Origin of the sequence: Citrobacter sp. UYEF32, assembly GCF_040546205.1 — a bacterium.
GTDB classification, from domain to species: domain Bacteria; phylum Pseudomonadota; class Gammaproteobacteria; order Enterobacterales; family Enterobacteriaceae; genus Phytobacter; species Phytobacter diazotrophicus.
Map to the genome: position 1 here is coordinate 119,888 of NZ_JBEPNI010000007.1, position 16,881 is coordinate 136,768.

At 54.3% G+C, this 16,881-nt stretch carries 18 protein-coding genes; 9 read left to right on the forward strand and 9 right to left on the reverse strand.

The window, feature by feature from the left end; genetic code table 11:
• Positions 1 to 14: 14 nt before the first annotated feature.
• Positions 15 to 437 carry a ribonuclease E inhibitor RraB gene (rraB, locus tag ABIB59_RS20035; RefSeq protein ID WP_039077721.1) on the reverse strand — a complete coding sequence of 141 codons (423 nt, stop codon included), beginning with the start codon at positions 435 to 437 and terminating at the stop codon, positions 15 to 17.
• A gap of 97 nt (positions 438 to 534) precedes the next feature.
• Between rraB and argL the strand changes: the two genes are divergently transcribed.
• Positions 535 to 630 carry a putative translational regulatory protein ArgL gene (gene argL / locus ABIB59_RS26435; RefSeq protein ID WP_380081253.1) on the forward strand — a complete coding sequence of 32 codons (96 nt, stop codon included), beginning with the start codon at positions 535 to 537 and terminating at the stop codon, positions 628 to 630.
• The gene (argF, locus tag ABIB59_RS20040; RefSeq protein WP_071193518.1) at positions 600 to 1,604 is read left to right on the forward strand and encodes an ornithine carbamoyltransferase; all 1,005 of its coding nucleotides are present in this window, start codon (positions 600 to 602) and stop codon (positions 1,602 to 1,604) included. Before argL ends, argF begins: the two co-directional genes overlap by 31 nt.
• An 87-nt stretch (positions 1,605 to 1,691) precedes the next feature.
• On the opposite strand, the gene ABIB59_RS20045 is transcribed toward argF, so the two are convergent.
• The 6 genes from ABIB59_RS20045 to ABIB59_RS20070 all read right to left on the reverse strand — a co-directional run bounded on the left by ABIB59_RS20045 (position 1,692) and on the right by ABIB59_RS20070 (position 8,195).
• Entirely contained in the window at positions 1,692 to 2,417 is a 726-nt protein-coding gene (locus ABIB59_RS20045; protein WP_125125441.1) for a GntR family transcriptional regulator, read from the reverse strand.
• Positions 2,418 to 2,503: 86 nt separating this feature from the next.
• Positions 2,504 to 3,922 carry a YfcC family protein gene (locus tag ABIB59_RS20050; RefSeq protein WP_079497725.1) on the reverse strand — a complete coding sequence of 473 codons (1,419 nt, stop codon included), beginning with the start codon at positions 3,920 to 3,922 and terminating at the stop codon, positions 2,504 to 2,506.
• A gap of 68 nt (positions 3,923 to 3,990) precedes the next feature.
• Entirely contained in the window at positions 3,991 to 5,559 is a 1,569-nt protein-coding gene (locus ABIB59_RS20055; RefSeq protein WP_354036758.1) for an amidohydrolase, read from the reverse strand.
• An 89-nt stretch (positions 5,560 to 5,648) separates the two neighbouring features.
• Positions 5,649 to 6,479 (reverse strand): fructoselysine 6-kinase, encoded by an 831-nt coding sequence (locus ABIB59_RS20060; RefSeq protein ID WP_354036924.1) that lies wholly within the window; start codon positions 6,477 to 6,479, stop codon positions 5,649 to 5,651.
• Between the two features lie 10 nt (positions 6,480 to 6,489).
• Positions 6,490 to 7,464: an SIS domain-containing protein gene (locus ABIB59_RS20065; protein ID WP_039077727.1), complete on the reverse strand. Its 975-nt coding sequence runs from the start codon at positions 7,462 to 7,464 to the stop codon at positions 6,490 to 6,492.
• A gap of 278 nt (positions 7,465 to 7,742) precedes the next feature.
• The gene (locus tag ABIB59_RS20070) at positions 7,743 to 8,195 is read right to left on the reverse strand and encodes a YhcH/YjgK/YiaL family protein (protein ID WP_039077728.1); all 453 of its coding nucleotides are present in this window, start codon (positions 8,193 to 8,195) and stop codon (positions 7,743 to 7,745) included.
• Positions 8,196 to 8,470: 275 nt separating this feature from the next.
• On the opposite strand from ABIB59_RS20070, the gene pyrL reads away from it, so the two are divergent.
• The 5 genes from pyrL (at position 8,471) to ABIB59_RS20095 (ending at position 11,186) form a co-directional block, all read left to right on the forward strand.
• Complete coding sequence (pyrL, locus tag ABIB59_RS20075; RefSeq protein ID WP_072039708.1) at positions 8,471 to 8,617, forward strand: pyr operon leader peptide; 147 nt, start codon at positions 8,471 to 8,473, stop codon at positions 8,615 to 8,617.
• Positions 8,610 to 9,545, forward strand: coding sequence for an aspartate carbamoyltransferase (pyrB, locus tag ABIB59_RS20080; protein WP_039077730.1), 936 nt, complete (start codon positions 8,610 to 8,612; stop codon positions 9,543 to 9,545). Before pyrL ends, pyrB begins: the two co-directional genes overlap by 8 nt.
• A gap of 12 nt (positions 9,546 to 9,557) precedes the next feature.
• On the forward strand, positions 9,558 to 10,019 hold the full coding sequence (gene pyrI, locus ABIB59_RS20085; RefSeq protein ID WP_039077731.1) for an aspartate carbamoyltransferase regulatory subunit: 462 nt from the start codon (positions 9,558 to 9,560) through the stop codon (positions 10,017 to 10,019).
• A 124-nt stretch (positions 10,020 to 10,143) separates the two neighbouring features.
• Positions 10,144 to 10,530, forward strand: a complete 387-nt coding sequence (gene ridA, locus ABIB59_RS20090) for a 2-iminobutanoate/2-iminopropanoate deaminase (RefSeq protein ID WP_012134342.1) — start codon at positions 10,144 to 10,146, stop codon at positions 10,528 to 10,530.
• 197 nt (positions 10,531 to 10,727) lie between these two features.
• On the forward strand, positions 10,728 to 11,186 hold the full coding sequence (locus tag ABIB59_RS20095) for a transposase (protein ID WP_039077732.1): 459 nt from the start codon (positions 10,728 to 10,730) through the stop codon (positions 11,184 to 11,186).
• Between the two features lie 42 nt (positions 11,187 to 11,228).
• Here ABIB59_RS20095 and mgtA read toward each other — a convergent pair whose 3' ends face one another.
• Entirely contained in the window at positions 11,229 to 13,934 is a 2,706-nt protein-coding gene (mgtA, locus tag ABIB59_RS20100; RefSeq protein WP_354036926.1) for a magnesium-translocating P-type ATPase, read from the reverse strand.
• A gap of 199 nt (positions 13,935 to 14,133) precedes the next feature.
• Positions 14,134 to 14,184: a mgtA regulatory leader peptide MgtL gene (gene mgtL / locus ABIB59_RS20105; RefSeq protein ID WP_222557130.1), complete on the reverse strand. Its 51-nt coding sequence runs from the start codon at positions 14,182 to 14,184 to the stop codon at positions 14,134 to 14,136.
• Positions 14,185 to 14,350: 166 nt separating this feature from the next.
• On the opposite strand from mgtL, the gene treR reads away from it, so the two are divergent.
• A complete protein-coding gene (gene treR, locus ABIB59_RS20110) occupies positions 14,351 to 15,298 on the forward strand; it encodes a trehalose operon repressor TreR (RefSeq protein WP_039077734.1) in 948 nt (315 codons plus the stop codon).
• 131 nt (positions 15,299 to 15,429) lie between these two features.
• Positions 15,430 to 16,848: a PTS trehalose transporter subunit IIBC gene (gene treB, locus ABIB59_RS20115; RefSeq protein WP_071193507.1), complete on the forward strand. Its 1,419-nt coding sequence runs from the start codon at positions 15,430 to 15,432 to the stop codon at positions 16,846 to 16,848.
• The last annotated feature ends 33 nt before the right edge of the window (positions 16,849 to 16,881 follow it).

Below are 16,881 nucleotides of genomic sequence, written 5' to 3' on the forward strand. Positions count from 1 at the left end.
CGCACAGGGAAGACTTAGTGACGTACGCCGTCGTCGTCTTCATCCTCGTATTCATCTTCGTCGCCGTCTTCGTCTTCACCGTTCGGATCTTCGTAGTAGGTGCCCCAACCGTCATATTCGACGTCAAATTTCTCGGCCAGGTTAATCAGTTGTTCCACCTGCGCGTCAATCAGCTCGGCTTTCAGGGCGGATTCGCTCAGAATGTCGCAGCAAATCACGACTTCGCCCTCTTCCAGCTCCAGCTCTTCCGGCTCGGTCACTTCGTAACCCAGTTTAAACGCTTCGACGGCCACTTTTTCCAGCGTCTCGAAGTCATCTGCCGACAGGTGATGCTCAATGGTGTAGAGCGCATCAGGATCGCTGCCATCTTCCAGCAATTCTTCAATAATCAGACGCGTCTCTTCGCGCTGTTCTTCCAGGTGTTCCGGGTTCGCCATGGCTCATTCCTCATAATGTGGCAGATAGAGATATTGTCACATACCGTTGGCAATGCCTCCACTCCTGGCGGAAAAGATTTATTCATTTGGCTTGCAAATGAATATTCATACATATAAATTGAATTTTAATTCAATAAGTGGCTTTAGCCAGGTGAGGGAACCATGTCGTCGTTTTACCAGAAACATTTTTTGAAATTGCTCGATTTTACCCCTGCTGAAATCAACGCTCTGCTGCAACTCGCCGCCAAACTGAAAGCCGATAAGAAAAACGGCAAAGAAGAACAAAAGCTTACCGGCAAAAACATCGCGCTCATCTTCGAAAAAGACTCAACTCGCACCCGGTGCTCTTTCGAAGTTGCCGCATTTGACCAGGGCGCTCGCGTCACCTGGATCGGCCCAAGCGGCAGTCAGATTGGGCATAAAGAATCAATTAAGGATACCGCACGCGTACTCGGCAGAATGTACGATGGTATTCAGTATCGCGGTTATGGCCAGGAGATCGTCGAAACCCTGGCGCAGTTTGCCGGTGTTCCGGTGTGGAACGGCCTGACCAATGAGTTTCACCCGACGCAACTGCTGGCTGACCTGTTGACCATGCAAGAGCACCTGCCGGGCAAAGCGTTTAATGAAATGACGCTGGTTTATGCAGGCGACGCGCGTAACAATATGGGCAACTCCATGCTGGAAGCAGCGGCGATGACCGGGCTGGATTTACGCCTCGTCGCCCCGACAGCCTGCTGGCCGGAAGCCAGTCTGGTAGCGAAGTGTAAAGCGCTGGCGGAGAAAAACGGTGGCAATATTACACTGACCGAAGATATCGCCGCAGGGGTGAAAGGGGCAGACTTTATCTACACCGACGTGTGGGTATCGATGGGCGAGGCGAAAGAGAAGTGGGCCGAGCGCATTAACCTGCTCCGTCCGTATCAGGTGAATAGCCAGATGCTGACGCTAACCGGTAACCCGGATGTGAAGTTCCTGCACTGCCTGCCTGCATTCCACGACGACCAGACGACGCTTGGCAAGAAGATGGCGGAAGAGTTCGGTCTGCACGGCGGAATGGAAGTGACCGACGAGGTGTTTGAATCGTCGGCCAGTATTGTGTTTGATCAGGCGGAAAACCGCATGCACACCATCAAAGCGGTGATGGTCGCGACCCTGGCTCAGTAATCATTTCCACAGCGCGCTACGCCTACCGTGGCGACACTCAGGCGTAGCCCGGATGAGCGCAGCGCATCCGGGAAAAACACCCGCATCTCAAAAATTGAATTTATACCGCTCGGCAACGATAAGCTGCTCGCCGTAGTGAATAGGCTGGTAGTCAGCATCCAGAATCAGTGTCTTCATTAAAAACAGCGGCTCTCCGAGCGGCTGTTCCAGCAACGTTGCCGTCTCGCCGTGGGCGCGCACCATCTCCACGGTGGTCTCCCCGGCATGGGTTGGGCGGATCGCGTACTTTTCGCGTAAAAGCTGATACAACGAACCGCTCAGATCTTCCTGCTGTAAAAAACCAAATCGCTTGAGCGAGTAGTAGTTATTCTCCAGCATCAAAGGCTGGTCCCCCGCGCGACGCAGGCGTTGAATATAGAGCAGCGAGTCGTCGTCAGCTAAGCGCAGCGCTTCGCGAACATGGTGATAATCGTCGAGGATAGCGGTACGCAGCACCTTGCTGGCGGTAGTTAGATGGCTGCTGTCACAGGCATCGGTAAAGCTCAGCAGATGCACCACTTTACGTTCAATCTTCGGCAGACAAACAAAGGTGCCCTTTCCCTGTTTCTTAACCAGATAGCCTTCGTCCACCAGCTCTTTAATAGCGTTACGCACCGTCACACGGCTAATGTCATACAGCTCACTCAGCTCAACTTCGGTGGGTATTTTCGCCCCTTCCGCAAGTTTACCGGAGGAGATATCGCTGAGGATTTTGTCCTTCAACTGTCTGTATAGCGGGACAGCGGTATGCTGTTGCAGTCCATTACTCAACATCGCGTTTTCACCAACAGGGCCAATGATTTGAACCCGGATTATAGTCGATGCGCGCACGGCAAACTATGCCGGCGCGCATAGCGCGCTTAAACCCAGGCGGAGATGGCCGCAAAAATGGCGCTGGTGATCCACAGCAGCGGAAACAGGCGCATAATCACCCGCAGCCACTGACCAAACCCTACGCGCGCAATCGACAACCCGGCCAGCAGCACACCGCCGGTGGGCGAAATAAGATTGGTGAGCCCGTTACCAAATTGATAGGCCATCACCATCGCCTCTTTATTGATGTTAACCAGATCGCCCAGCGGTGCGAGCACCGGCATGGTTAACGCCGCTTCCCCCGAAGAGGACGGCACGAAGAAGGTGATGATGTTATGGCTCACCAGCATCAGCGTCGTAAAAGCATACTGCGGCAGGCCATCTAGCATTTCCGACAGGCCATAGAGCAGGGTGTCGATGATTTTGCCGTTTTCCGCCACCACCAGAATGCCGCGCGCCAGGCCGATAACGACCGCAGCATAGACAAACTCTTTGCAGCCATCGACAAAGCTTTCCGCCACATCGCTCACAGACATTCTGCTGACGATACCGGCAAACAGTCCCAGCGCTAAAAAGACGGTACCAATCTCCACCATATACCAGCCACGGGTGATGAGCCCCCAGGAGATGACCGCCAGCGCGAGTACAAAGGCGATGATGATCAACCGGTCACTCAGCGAAAAGTGTACCGTTCCTGTCTGCTCTCCCATAAACAGCGAGCGGTTCTGGGAGTCGCTTTCATACGACGGTGATTTGCTCGGGTCACGCTTCACACGATGGGCGTACCACATGGTGAAGATAATCGACATCGCGGTAAAAACCACCCAGGCAATGGCGCGCAGCCAGAGCTGTGGGTTGCCCTGAATACCGGCAACGCCCTGGGCGATAAGCACGGAAAAGGGGTTGGTCATCGCGCCGACGTAGCCAATCTGCGTCCCCAGAAATAAGATCAAAATGGCGGTGAGGGAGTCATAGCCCAGTGCGAACATCAGTGAAATGAAGATGGCATAGAGCGGAATGACCTCTTCGCTCATGCCGAAAGTCGCACCGCCCAGGCTGAACAGCGTCATCGACAGCGGAATCACCAGAATCCCTTTGCCTGCCAGCCGCTGCGCCAGCGCAAGCAGGCCGCGCTCAATGGCGCCGGTCCGCATAATAATGCCAAACGCGCCACCGACTATCAGCACAAAGGCGATCACATCGGCTGCTTTAATGATGCCTTCTAAGGGAGCGGCAAGAATGGCCGAAAGCCCCTGTCGTAAGTCACCATCAGCGGTGACTTTTTCAAGTACATGATAAGAGCCGGGCACCACCAGGTTTTTGGTCTCGCCACCCGGTAAAGTGACCGCATGATAGTCAAAGCTGCCGCTGGGGATGCACCACGTTAAAACGGCAACCACAACAATGATAAAAAAGATCAGAGCGTAGCAGTGGGGTACGGCCCATTTTATTGTTGGAATACGCATAATCTGCCTCGGTAAGAATTCGCTTTATCGCCTGTCATCACGTCGTCTGTGCGCGTGAAGGCGGGCGTCTATAAAACATCGTGTGTTGTACGGCCATCCATCAGGGTCAGCACCACTCGCGCGTTACGCACTTCATCATCGGCACAGGTGAGCAGGTTGCGGTCGAACACGGCAATATCCGCGCGCTTGCCCACGGCCAGACTTCCGGTCTGTGCCCCCATGCCATGCTGAACGGCGGCGTTGATGGTCCAGGCTTTCAGAAGCTGTGTTCGCGTCATTCCGTGTTCGCGATACCACCCTTCTGGTGGCGAACCATCGGCAAAATGGCGACAGCAGGCCGCATAGATCGCATCGGGAATACTGGGGATAAACAGCGGCAAATCGGTGCCGATGGTCACCAGAACCCCGGCATTAAACAGCGCGGCATAGTTAAAGAACTGCCTCTCTCTGGCTTCGCCTCCGCGCTCACGCATATAGGCGTCAGACGCGCTCTGATTAAGCAGCAGTATCTGCGCGAAGACCTCAGCAGAAAGGCCCAGTGCGGCAAGACGTGGGATATCGTCCGGATGCGGGCACTCGAGATCGCTTAAGGCGTGATGGCGAACTCGGGGAGGATTGGCGCGGTGACATTCAGCGAAAATATCGATGCAATGACGTATGGCGGCATCCCCTTCGGCGTTCAGGCAGCAATTAAACCCAAGCCGATCGGCCTCCAGCACCTGTTGGCGCAATAGCGCGTAATCCACCGGTTTTTCGTTATGCGTGTGCGGCCGGTCGGTATAAGGCTGCAACATGTCTCCGGTGTAATCGGCAATCACGCCATCCACCATAAATTTAAAGCCATGAAAACGCAGCCGGTCAGAGTGAAAACGGTCACGCGCCTGGCGGGCAAAAGTAAAATTAGCGGCGCTGGCCACTGGCTCACTGACCAGGCTGACGCGCAGTGACAGTTCATCATTCGCCTCAAGCCCGGCCCAGGCGTCCAGCAGCGCGGGGGCGTCATCAAAACAGACATCTTTAATTGCCGTTATACCGCGCGTCGCCAGCATCTCCATAAAGGCGCGCAACTCTTCTTTTACCTGCCCCGCGTCGTTAAGCATTTCTGTAAGCAGGTGCACACGTGCCTCCGCGCTACAGTCGTCAGGCATGAACCCGTAGCGAGCGATCGCTGCCTGGTTCATCCAGCAATAGCTCTTGTCACTATTAATCGCGACCACCGGGCGACAGGGAAAAGCGTCGTCAAGTTCTGTACTGGCAGGTAACGCTCCCCACTGCGCCGCAGACCAGCCCCACGCGTACAGGCTTTTTCCGGCAGGCAGATCCTGCTCCGCTTTTTTGAGCAGCAATAGTGCCGCCGCGCTAGTGTTCGTGGCGCTAAGATCTACGCCGCGATGCATGCTCATATACCCCGTGAAAAAGGTGTGATTATCACAAAAACCAGGACAAATTAGCCGCTCGCCGAGATCGCGAAAATGGGTAGTGGGGCCGCGCCACGGGCTAATATCTTCATCGTTTGCAAGTATCGCTGAAATAACGCCGTGGTTTATAACAATATATCCAGAAAATAATTCATCGCTGTCGGCAGTAAATATATTATCCGACCGCAGAATAAGGTCGGCAGTATGATATTCAGGCATAACTCTTTCCTTATTGGGGAAAAAGCGCAAAACCGCGCCCCTTCCCCTCATAAAATGAGCGAAATAAAAACCTATTTAGATAGCGTTATTTAATAGCGAACACCGTAACCGAAAGCCCCCTCTTTGAGGCAGATTTTCGCCGAAAATAATGCGGCTTGCTTAAGGCTTGCAGGAATCGCTTCTTCATTCGGGATATTTGTCTGTGCAAGATAATGGCACAGGAAGGCGGTAATAAACGCGTCGCCTGCCCCCATCGTATCCACAGGGGTGACATATTCCGGGGCCTGTTGATACCACTGTTTGCCATCAAACAGAATTGCCCCTTCGCTGCCACGCGTAGCACAGACAATCCGACTGCCACTATTGTGCGCCTGCTGAATAATGTCTCGCGTCTGCTCAAGGCTGTAATCAGCGCAGGAGAAAAAGGCAAAGTCGACATACTGGCAAAGCGGCAACGCCTCTTCGAGCACAAAATCATCCGAGAAGTCATACGAGACGGGCACACCCAGTTGCTGTAATGCCGGAAGCTGTTCTTCCATATAGCTATAACAACCGCTGTGAATGAGAGAATATTCCCGCAGATAGTCCGTATGATGGAAAATAAAATCCATTGAGGTTGTTTTACGAATACCTCCGGCATTTGATCCGAGAAATATTCGCTCGCCATCTTCTATTTTAAGCTGCGCACAACCATTCTCCCCGGAGACATATAAACAGTGCGGATGTCTGACACCCAGTTCGTCCAGTACGGAAATAACATGTTTTGCCGCGCTGTCATTGCCAAAAATACCCAGATACGCCGCTTCATGGCCCAGCATAGAGGCATAAGCTGCAAAATTAAGCGCATTGCCGCCTGGGTACATCGTACGAATATGGGCATATTGATCGACGACATTATCGCCAACGCCTATGACTTTCATCATGCTCTCCTTAATACGCGACTTGTCCCATATAGCGACGTGTTTCCAACGGGTGTTGACGAATATCCGCCAGCGCCGAACGATATTCACACATAATGCTGTAGAACAGCACCGGGTTAAAGAACTCCACGACGCGCGGAGGGAGCACGCCAATACCCAGCTCTTTTGCATCGACCACTTCCACTTTTTCTGCGTAGGTGGAAAGGAAAGCGTTAGCCCGCTCATCCATCACGCGGGTGCGACCTTCGTTCATCAGTAAGATAAACGGCGTCTCTTTATCGGTCACTTCAAACGGCCCGTGGAAATATTCGCCGGAGTGAATGGGCGCGGCGTGCAGCCACTGCATCTCCATTAACGAACAGATGGCGAAGCCGTAAGCATGGCCATAGGACGCACCGCTGGAAAGGATATAAAACAATTTTTCGTCCTGATAACGACGGGCAAAGCGCTGGCAGCGGTCAGCCACCTGTTGACGCGCCTTTGCAATAACGCCGTTGATTTGTTCCATGCCCTGCTGAAAATCCGCATAAGCCGCATAGCCTTCCACCTGATTGAGTACCTCGACGCACAGGCTGAGGATAATTGCCATCGGGTTATCAACGACATTGGTATCGTTGCCCCAGGCATACAGAATATTATGGCTGGCGTGCTGAATAAGCTTCGCCTGTTCGTTGTGGGTCAGGGTCACGGTTTGCGCCTGATGCGCACGCGCCAGTTTTGCCGCCGCGACCGATTCCGGCGTATTGCCGCCGTGCGAACAGACAATGACCAGTGAGTTTTCACTGAGGGTTTTCGGGGTGGCATAAACAAACTCATTCGCGGTGTACATGCCCACATGCAACGTGGTGGCTTCGCTGTCGAAGAAGTATTTTGCCGGATACATATCCACCAGCGAACCGCCGCATGCCACCAGAAACACCTGGCGAATCCCGCCATTGTCTTTAACATTGCCCGCCAGTTTTTCAATAATTTCTTTGATATTCATAACGTTGAAAATCTCCACATAAGTTAGACGCAGGGATATTGAATTCGGGATAACATTAATACGTTATAATACGTATTAATGAGATCGCCATCATGTTTCCGTTATGCGATGTGGTAAGGGGAAGCCAGGCAGGGAGGGAGAGTGGAAAGTCAGATTCGTTGGGTGCGCTGTTCGGGTAGCTCTGATAAGGGTGGAGGGGTAGTTGGATGTTTTCCCGGGCAACCACGCGCGATCGCTCCCCTCACCCCGGTGGGATGAGGGGAAACGGGTAACGCAAGTCAGGCTACTAAAACCTTCACAACCACTTTACGCACCTGTGCGGGCGCGCCCACGGCACACAGCGGTTTATGGACTTCGCCTGGGTAGAACACCACAAAATCCCCTTCGCTCAGCACCACCGTTTTTTCCTGACCGCCTTCCGGCAGGAACGCGATATCTTTATCTGCCAGCCAGTCGGTGTCCGGCGCGCCTGCGGGCAGCGTACTGAATGTCATCCCTTCCTGACCTTTGAGCACAATCTGGATATCCAGATAACGGGCGTGATATTCCGCGCGGCGCTCGGCAAACGGCTGAGTCATGTCTTCAGAAACGAGATAAAATAGGTTGTTACCGTCAATATCGTGCTTCCCGGTCGGGGTGGCATCCGTCACGTGGGCTTTGACATGTTCAATGGCCTGGCGCAGTTCTTCCGGCAACCAGCTTTGTAAGTGGTGAATGTTGCCAACGATCATAGCTCTCTCCTCAAGATAAAACATCGTTTCATTTTTAGCTTTTATACGGAAAAATGGCGATGCTCACCACCCCTTTTTAGCGAAGAGTTGCGCTTGCGCATGTTTATTCCACCGGATTGTCAGTACGACTATTCACACGCCCGTAAAGTAATTATTTATTTATTAAATATGCATTTATATGCAAATAAACCGATTGCCTGACGCAAATGTTGCATTAATCGCTTGAAACCGAAAAGTAGCTGAGTATAATCGCGGACAATTTGCCGGGAGGAAGCATGGTCCAGTGTGTTCGACATAATGTCCCTGGGCGTCTGAAAAAGGACGCAGGCCTGCCGTTTTTCTTCCCGTTGCCCACCCCATTCCATAGCCCCTCTATTGAGGGGCTTTTTTTTGCGCAGTCGTCAGGAGATAAACATGGCTAACCCGCTATATCAAAAACATATCATTTCCATAAACGATCTCAGCCGCGAAGAACTTGAACTGGTGCTGAATACTGCCGCCCGGTTGAAAGCCAACCCGCAGCCGGAGTTACTCAAGCACAAAGTGATCGCCAGTTGCTTCTTTGAAGCCTCAACGCGTACCCGCCTGTCGTTTGAGACCTCCATGCATCGCCTGGGGGCGAGCGTGGTGGGTTTTTCTGACAGCAGCAACACCTCGCTCGGCAAGAAGGGCGAAACGCTGGCGGATACGATTTCAGTTATCAGCACCTATGTGGACGCGATTGTGATGCGCCACCCACAGGAAGGCGCCGCCCGTCTGGCGACCGAATTTTCCGGCGGCATTCCTGTTCTGAACGCGGGCGACGGTGCTAACCAGCATCCGACTCAGACCCTGCTGGATCTGTTCACCATTCAGGAAACCCAGGGCCGCCTGGAGAACCTCAACATCGCGATGGTCGGTGACCTGAAATATGGCCGCACCGTGCACTCGCTGGCACAGGCGCTGGCGAAGTTCAACGGCAACCGTTTCTACTTTATCGCCCCGGATGCGCTGGCCATGCCGCAGTACATTCTCGACATGCTCGATGAGAAAGGGCTGGCGTGGAGCATTCACGCCAGCATCGAAGAGGTGATGGCTGAGGTCGATATTCTGTATATGACCCGCGTGCAGAAAGAGCGTCTGGATCCATCAGAATATGCCAACGTCAAAGCCCAGTTCATCCTGCGCGCCAGCGACCTTATCGGCGCACGCGGCAACATGAAAGTACTGCATCCGCTGCCACGCGTTGATGAGATCACTACCGACGTGGATAAAACGCCGCACGCCTGGTATTTCCAACAGGCCGGTAATGGCATCTTTGCGCGCCAGGCACTGCTGGCACTGGTTCTGAATAGTGATTTGGCTCTGTAGGAGGAAGCGACAATGACACACGACAATAAACTCCAGGTTGAAGCGATCAATCGCGGTACGGTGATTGACCACATTCCGGCACAGGTAGGTTTTAAGCTGCTGACGCTATTCAAGCTGACGGAAACCGAGCAGCGTATCACTATCGGTCTGAACCTGCCGTCAGGCGAAATGGGCCGCAAGGACCTGATCAAAATCGAAAATACCTTCCTGACGGATGAGCAGGTTAACCAACTGGCGCTGTATGCCCCGCAGGCGACGGTAAACCGCATCGACAACTATGAAGTGGTGAGCAAGTCTCATCCGAACCTGCCGGATCGCATCGACAGCGTGCTGGTCTGCCCGAACAGCAACTGTATCAGCCACGCTGAACCGGTCGCCTCCAGCTTCGCGGTGAAGAAACGCCCACACGATATCGCCCTGAAATGCAAATACTGTGAAAAAGAGTTTTCGCATTCTGTGGTACTGGCAGGGTAATTGATGCAAAGGTGTACTCAAGTCAGTGACTGGGACGAACAAACCTGGCCAACAAGCATGCAACTTGAAGTATGACGGGTATAATGAGCCCCGACTTTATTACCGCTGTAATTCAGGAGAAATCATGAGCAAAACTATCGCGACGGAAAATGCACCAGCAGCAATCGGCCCTTATGTTCAGGGTGTTGATCTCGGCAGCATGATCATCACCTCCGGTCAGATCCCGGTGGATCCGAAAACCGGTAGCGTGCCGGACGACGTTTCTGCCCAGGCGCGTCAGTCGCTGGAAAATGTGAAAGCTATCGTGGAAGCCGCAGGCCTTAAAGTGGGCGATATCGTGAAAACGACGGTGTTTGTGAAAGATCTGAACGACTTCGCTACTGTTAACGCGACCTACGAAGCATTCTTTACCGAGCACAACGCCACCTTCCCGGCGCGTTCGTGCGTAGAAGTGGCGCGTCTGCCGAAAGATGTGAAAATCGAGATTGAAGCCATCGCAGTACGCCGCTAAGGCTTTCCCGGATGCGGCGCAAGCGCCTTATCCGGGCACCACGTAGCCCCGGTTAGCGCAGCGACACCGGGGATCTCCCCCACATATGCCTTAAAGTGACTCATCTGCCAAAGGCGGTAAAAATCGCGATTGAAGCCATCGTGGTACGCCGCTAATCTCGCTAAAAACATATTAATAGCCGCCATGGAGGGGTGATCATGGCAAAAGTACGTTTCACTGAGGAGCAGATTGCTGATTTTCTTCAACAATCCAAAAATGGGGTTCCCAACAACGTATTGTGCGAGAAATTTGGATTCAGCCCGAGCACGCTTCGACGCTGGCAAGAATTACACGCCCAACGGATACGCGGTGAGTTAAAACAAGCAGAAAAAACCGCGTCCTACGTCTTTCTGGGCTTCTTGATTTCGACTTTACTGCTCGCTTTTATTTTCTCAAAACCCGTTGCCAGTTGGGTTATTCCCTTTGTCTTACTTTACTGCCTGCGTTACATCCGCCGCTATCGTGCGCTGTCTGCAGAACATATCAAGGAAGGAGATACCTCCCTCGCACGTTCAGGCTTAGGAGCGGATAATGTCTTTTATCAGTTAAGCTGGTGCCTGATTATTCTTTTCCTCTGCTCACTGGGGTATCTGTTCGTGCACCTGATCTTGAGATAATCGACCTGAACAAAACGGCTTCAGGTCGATTATTACAGCAAGTTACTGCCAGCCATACCGGCGGCTGTAGAACCCTTTCACCATCTGCGTCAGCGTCATGTATCCGGCCAGGATCGCAATCAGCCACGGGAAGTAAGAGAGCGGCAATGCCTGCAGTTGCAGATAGCTTGCCAACGGCGAGAACGGCAGCGCGATACCCACCAGAATCACCATCAGCGTCATCATGATCAGCGGCCAGGCGGCGCGGCTTTGAATAAAGGGCACGCGGCGAGTACGGATCATATGCACAATCAACGTCTGTGACAGCAGCCCTTCCACAAACCAGCCCGACTGGAACAGGGTCTGCGCTTCCGGCACATTCGCCTTAAATACCCACCACATGACGCAGAAGGTCAGAATGTCGAAAATGGAGCTGATCGGGCCGAAGAAGATCATAAAACGACCGAGATCGGCAGGATTCCAGCGCTGCGGTTGACGAATCTGCTCGTCATCAACGTTATCAAACGGGATCGCCACCTGGGATACATCATAAAGCAGGTTCTGAATCAGCAAGTGCAACGGCAACATAGGCAGGAATGGCAGGAAGGCGCTCGCCACCAACACGCTGAACACGTTACCAAAGTTAGAGCTGGCAGTCATTTTGATGTATTTCAGCATGTTAGCGAAGGTTTTACGCCCTTCAATAACCCCCTCTTCCAGCACCATCAGGCTTTTTTCCAGCAGGATGATATCGGCCGCTTCACGGGCAATATCCACCGCGCCATCCACGGAAATGCCAATGTCTGCCGCGCGCAGCGCCGGCGCGTCGTTGATGCCGTCACCCATAAAGCCCACCACGTGCCCTTCACGACGCAGCACGGTCACAATCCGTTCTTTGTGCATCGGCGTCAGACGGGCAAACAATGTGGTACGTTTTGCCAGCGACGCCAGTTCGTCATCACCCAGATGCTCAATCTGGTTGCCCGTCACCACCTCGCCGACATCCAGCCCCACCTCCAGGCAGACTTTCGCCGCTACCAGCTCGCTGTCGCCGGTCAAAATTTTCACCGTCACACCGTTGGCTTTCAGCGCTTTCAGCGCCGGTGCCGTGGTCTCTTTCGGCGGATCGAGGAACGCAATGTAGCCTTCCAGAATCAGGTCGGATTCGTCCACACGATGGTAATCGCCGCTGCGTGCCGGGAGATATTTGGTTGCCACCGCCACCACCCGCAGCCCCTGGCGGTTCTGCGTTTCGGTGACGCGCTGAATACGGCGCAGCATGGTTTCATCCAGCGGCACGATATCGCCGTTGTAACGCACCTGGCTGCAGACGTTGAGGATCTCCTGCAACGCCCCTTTGCAAATCAACTGGTGTGCATCCGCGTTTTCGGCGACCACCACCGACATGCGACGACGCTCGAAATCAAACGGGATCTCGTCAATTTTCTGCCAGCGGGTCGAGAGCGTCCGGGCCGCTTCTGCTTCCACCCCTTCCAGCACCGCCGTATCGAGCAGGTTTTTCAACCCGGTCTGGTAGTGGCTGTTCAGCCAGGCACAGTGCAGCACCCGTTCACTGACTTTACCGGCGATATCCGTGTGGTTTTCCAGCACGATTTTATCCTGCGTTAACGTACCGGTTTTGTCAGTACACAGGATGTCCATAGCGCCAAAGTTTTGAATCGCATCCAGATGCTTGACGATCACTTTCTGTTTTGACAGTTTCACCGCGCCGCGTGCCAGCGTAGAGGTGACGATCATCGGCAGCATTTCCGGCGTCAGCCCCACGGCAACCGAGAGCGAAAACAGCGCCGCTTCCCACCAGTCACCTTTGGTGAAGCCGTTGATCAGCAGCACCACCGGCGTCATCACCATCATAAAGCGGATAAGCAGCATGCTGACGCGGCCAATGCCTTTCTGGAACGCATTCGGCTCGCTCTCTTGTTCACTCACCCGCCCGGCCAGTTGTCCAAACCAGGTGTTGCCGCCCGTGGCGATAACTACCGCCTGCGCCGTGCCGCTCACCACGTTGGTCCCCATAAAACAGAGGGTGTCGCTTTCCAGCGGGTTGGTCTGATCCGCCGCACGGGTTTTTGCCACTTTTTCTACCGGCAGGGATTCACCGGTCAGCGACGCTTGCGCCACGAACAGGTCGCGCGCCTGCACCACACGCAGATCAGCCGGGATCATATCTCCTGCCGCCAGCTTCACAATGTCCCCCGGTACCAGTTGGTCGAGCGGGATCTCCATCCAACGGGTTTCCCCCTGCTCATTGGCTACACGAAGCACCGTTGCGGTATTGCTCACCATCGCTTTCAATGCATCCGCCGCTTTGGTGGAACGCGCTTCCTGAATAAAGTTCAGGAAGGTCGATATAGCGACCATCAGCGCAATCACCCCGGCGGCAAACAGATCTTCCGACGCGTAGGAGAAAATACCCAGACAGGTCAGCAGCAGGTTAAACGGGTTGCGATAGCAGGACCACAGATGCGCCCACCAGGGCACCGGGCGCTGACCGGGGATCTGGTTAACGCCGTGTTTTTCCCGCGCGTCCTGCACCTCTTTTTCATTCAGCCCTTCCGGATGGCTGTTGAGCTGTTGCCACAGTTCGGCGAGTTCCATCGTCGACAGCGCCAGGCAACGATCGCTTAGCGAAGCCGGAACCTCGACGTGTTGAATATTAGCGGCGTCAGGCAGCGGGTCACGCTGAACGAGACGGCGAGGTAAGTGGCGGTTAAGCCGGGCCAGGAGTCGGGTGATATTTTTGAACATAGTAGTCATCCTTGCCCCCGCATCACGCGGGTGCCACTGCACGTCATCCTTCGCGATGTCGATTTGTTGGCTCGACATATCACGAAAGATGTTGTGCATTGCCGCAGGCACGGGCCATCCGCGCCAGCAGGCGTTTTCAGTTATGCAGGGACGTTTTGCGTCGCTGCCTTACGTTTCCGGTAAGGCAGCAAAGGCGGGCTTACCGGAAAGAGTGTCTCCGTCGCGGGAGAGGTGCGGGATCAGGGTCCATAAAACCTCCGGTAAGGGTGAAAAGAGTACGATTTCAAGCGTCGCTATTATAACTCCGGTGAATTAAACCGAACGTAAACCAGACTTTACCCATTGTCGTTTGGTTGAGTACTCACCAAACTTTCTTTATTCTGCTATCCGCCCAGAAGAGGAACAGGACAGGACGCATGCAAAACCGGCTGACGATCAAAGACATTGCGCGTTTAAGTGGCGTTGGGAAATCAACGGTGTCTCGCGTGCTGAATAATGAAAGCGGTGTAAGCGAACGTACCCGCGAACGCGTGGAAGCGGTGGTCAATCAACACGGTTTTTCACCTTCCCGTTCCGCACGCGCCATGCGCGGTCAGAGCGATAAAGTGGTGGCCATCATTGTCTCCCGTCTCGATTCTCTTTCGGAAAACCTGGCCGTCCAGACCATGCTCCCAACCTTCTATGAACAGGGTTATGACCCGATCATGATGGAAAGCCAGTTCTCGCCGGATTTGGTCGAAGAACATCTGCATATGCTACGCCGCCGCAATATTGATGGCGTGGTGCTGTTTGGCTTTACCGGCGTCACGGAGAAGCTGTTATCCTCGTGGCGCGCCTCGCTGGTCCTGCTGGCGCGGGATGCCAAAGGGTTCGCTTCCGTCTGCTATGACGACGAAGGGGCCATAAATCTGCTGATGCAGAATCTCTACGATCAGGGCCATCGCCACATCAGTTTTATTGGCGTACCGCACAGCGATATCACCACGGGCAAGCGTCGCCACGAGGCCTATCTGGCGTTTTGCGAGCGCCATCAACTCACCCCCAATTTCATTTTGCCGGGTCTTGCGATGAAACATGGCTACGATAACGTCGCCAGCGTGCTGACGCCCGACACCAGCGCCCTGCTCTGTGCAACGGACACCCTTGCCCTGGGAGCCAGCAAATATTTGCAGGAACAGCGTATTGATAATCTGCAACTGGCGAGCGTGGGGAATACACCGCTGATGAAATTTCTCCACCCGGAGATCGTCACCGTTGATCCTGGCTATGCCGAAGCAGGCCGCCAGGCCGCGGCGCAACTGATCGATCAGGTCAATGGCCGCACCGATCCACGTCAAATTGTGATCCCCGCCCACCTCGCCTGAGTCCCCCTCTCGCACGGTTTATTGTGATCTTCGCTTGGTTTCGGGAACGTTCCCATTTTCAGTTATTGAGCCAATGGATATGCTTGCGCACATTCATCAGCAGTCATTATTTCTCTCAGTGGGGCATCACGATGAGCAAAGTCAGACAAGAGGATCTCGCCAGGCTTATTGAACTGGTCGGCGGACGTGAAAACATCGCTACGGTGAGTCATTGCATCACCCGCCTGCGTTTTGTCCTGAACGCACCGGACAAAGCCGACCCAAAAACCATCGAAACGCTGCCGATGGTCAAAGGCTGCTTTACCAACGCCGGGCAGTTTCAGGTTGTTATTGGTACCGACGTGGGCGACTGGTATCAGGCACTCATCAGTGCCATCGGCCAGGCCTCTGCCGATAAAGAACAGATCAAACGTGCGGCGCGCCAGAACATGAAATGGCACGAACAGTTGATCTCACACTTTGCCGAGATCTTCTTCCCCCTCTTGCCTGCGTTGATCAGCGGCGGTTTGATCCTGGGCTTCCGTAACGTCATTGGCGATCTGCCGATGAGTAACGGCCAGACGCTGGCGCAGATGTACCCCGGCCTCAAAACCGTCTACGACTTCCTGTGGCTGATTGGCGAGGCGATTTTCTTCTATCTGCCGGTGGGCATCTGCTGGTCGGCGGTACGTAAAATGGGCGGCACGCCGATCCTTGGGATCGTGCTGGGCGTGACCCTCGTCTCCCCGCAACTGATGAATGCTTACCTGCTCGGCTCCCAGGTGCCGGAAGTCTGGAATTTCGGGCTGTTTAGCATCGCCAAAGTGGGTTATCAGGCACAGGTTATTCCTGCCCTGCTGGCCGGTCTGGCGCTGGGGCTCATTGAAACGCGCCTTAAAAAATGGGTGCCGGATTACCTCTATCTGGTGGTCGTGCCGGTCTGTTCCCTGCTGCTGGCGGTGTTCCTCGCTCATGCCTTTATTGGCCCGTTCGGCCGCATGATCGGCGATGGCGTGGCCTTCGCGGTACGCCACCTGATGACCGGCAGCTTTGCGCCCATTGGCGCGGCGCTGTTTGGCTTCCTCTATGCGCCGCTGGTCATTACCGGTGTGCACCAGACGACGCTGGCTATCGACATGCAGATGATTCAGAGCATGGGCGGCACCCCGGTGTGGCCACTGATTGCGCTCTCTAACATTGCTCAGGCATCAGCGGTAACCGGGATCATTATTGTCAGCCGTAAACAGAACGAACGTGAAATCTCCGTCCCGGCGGCCATTGCGGCTTATCTCGGCGTGACCGAACCGGCAATGTACGGCATCAACTTGAAATACCGCTTCCCGATGCTCTGCGCGATGGTCGGCTCCGGTCTTGCCGGGCTGCTGTGTGGCCTGAACGGCGTGCTGGCAAATGGCATCGGTGTCGGCGGCCTGCCGGGCATCCTCTCCATTCAGCCCTCTTTCTGGCAGGTGTTCGCACTGGCGATGGCCGTCGCGATTATCGTGCCGATGGCGCTGACCTCGGTGGTTTACCAGCGTAAGTTCCGCCAGGGCACGCTGCAGATTGTGTAACTTTTTTGGGGCGCGATTGCGCCCCTTCGCTTT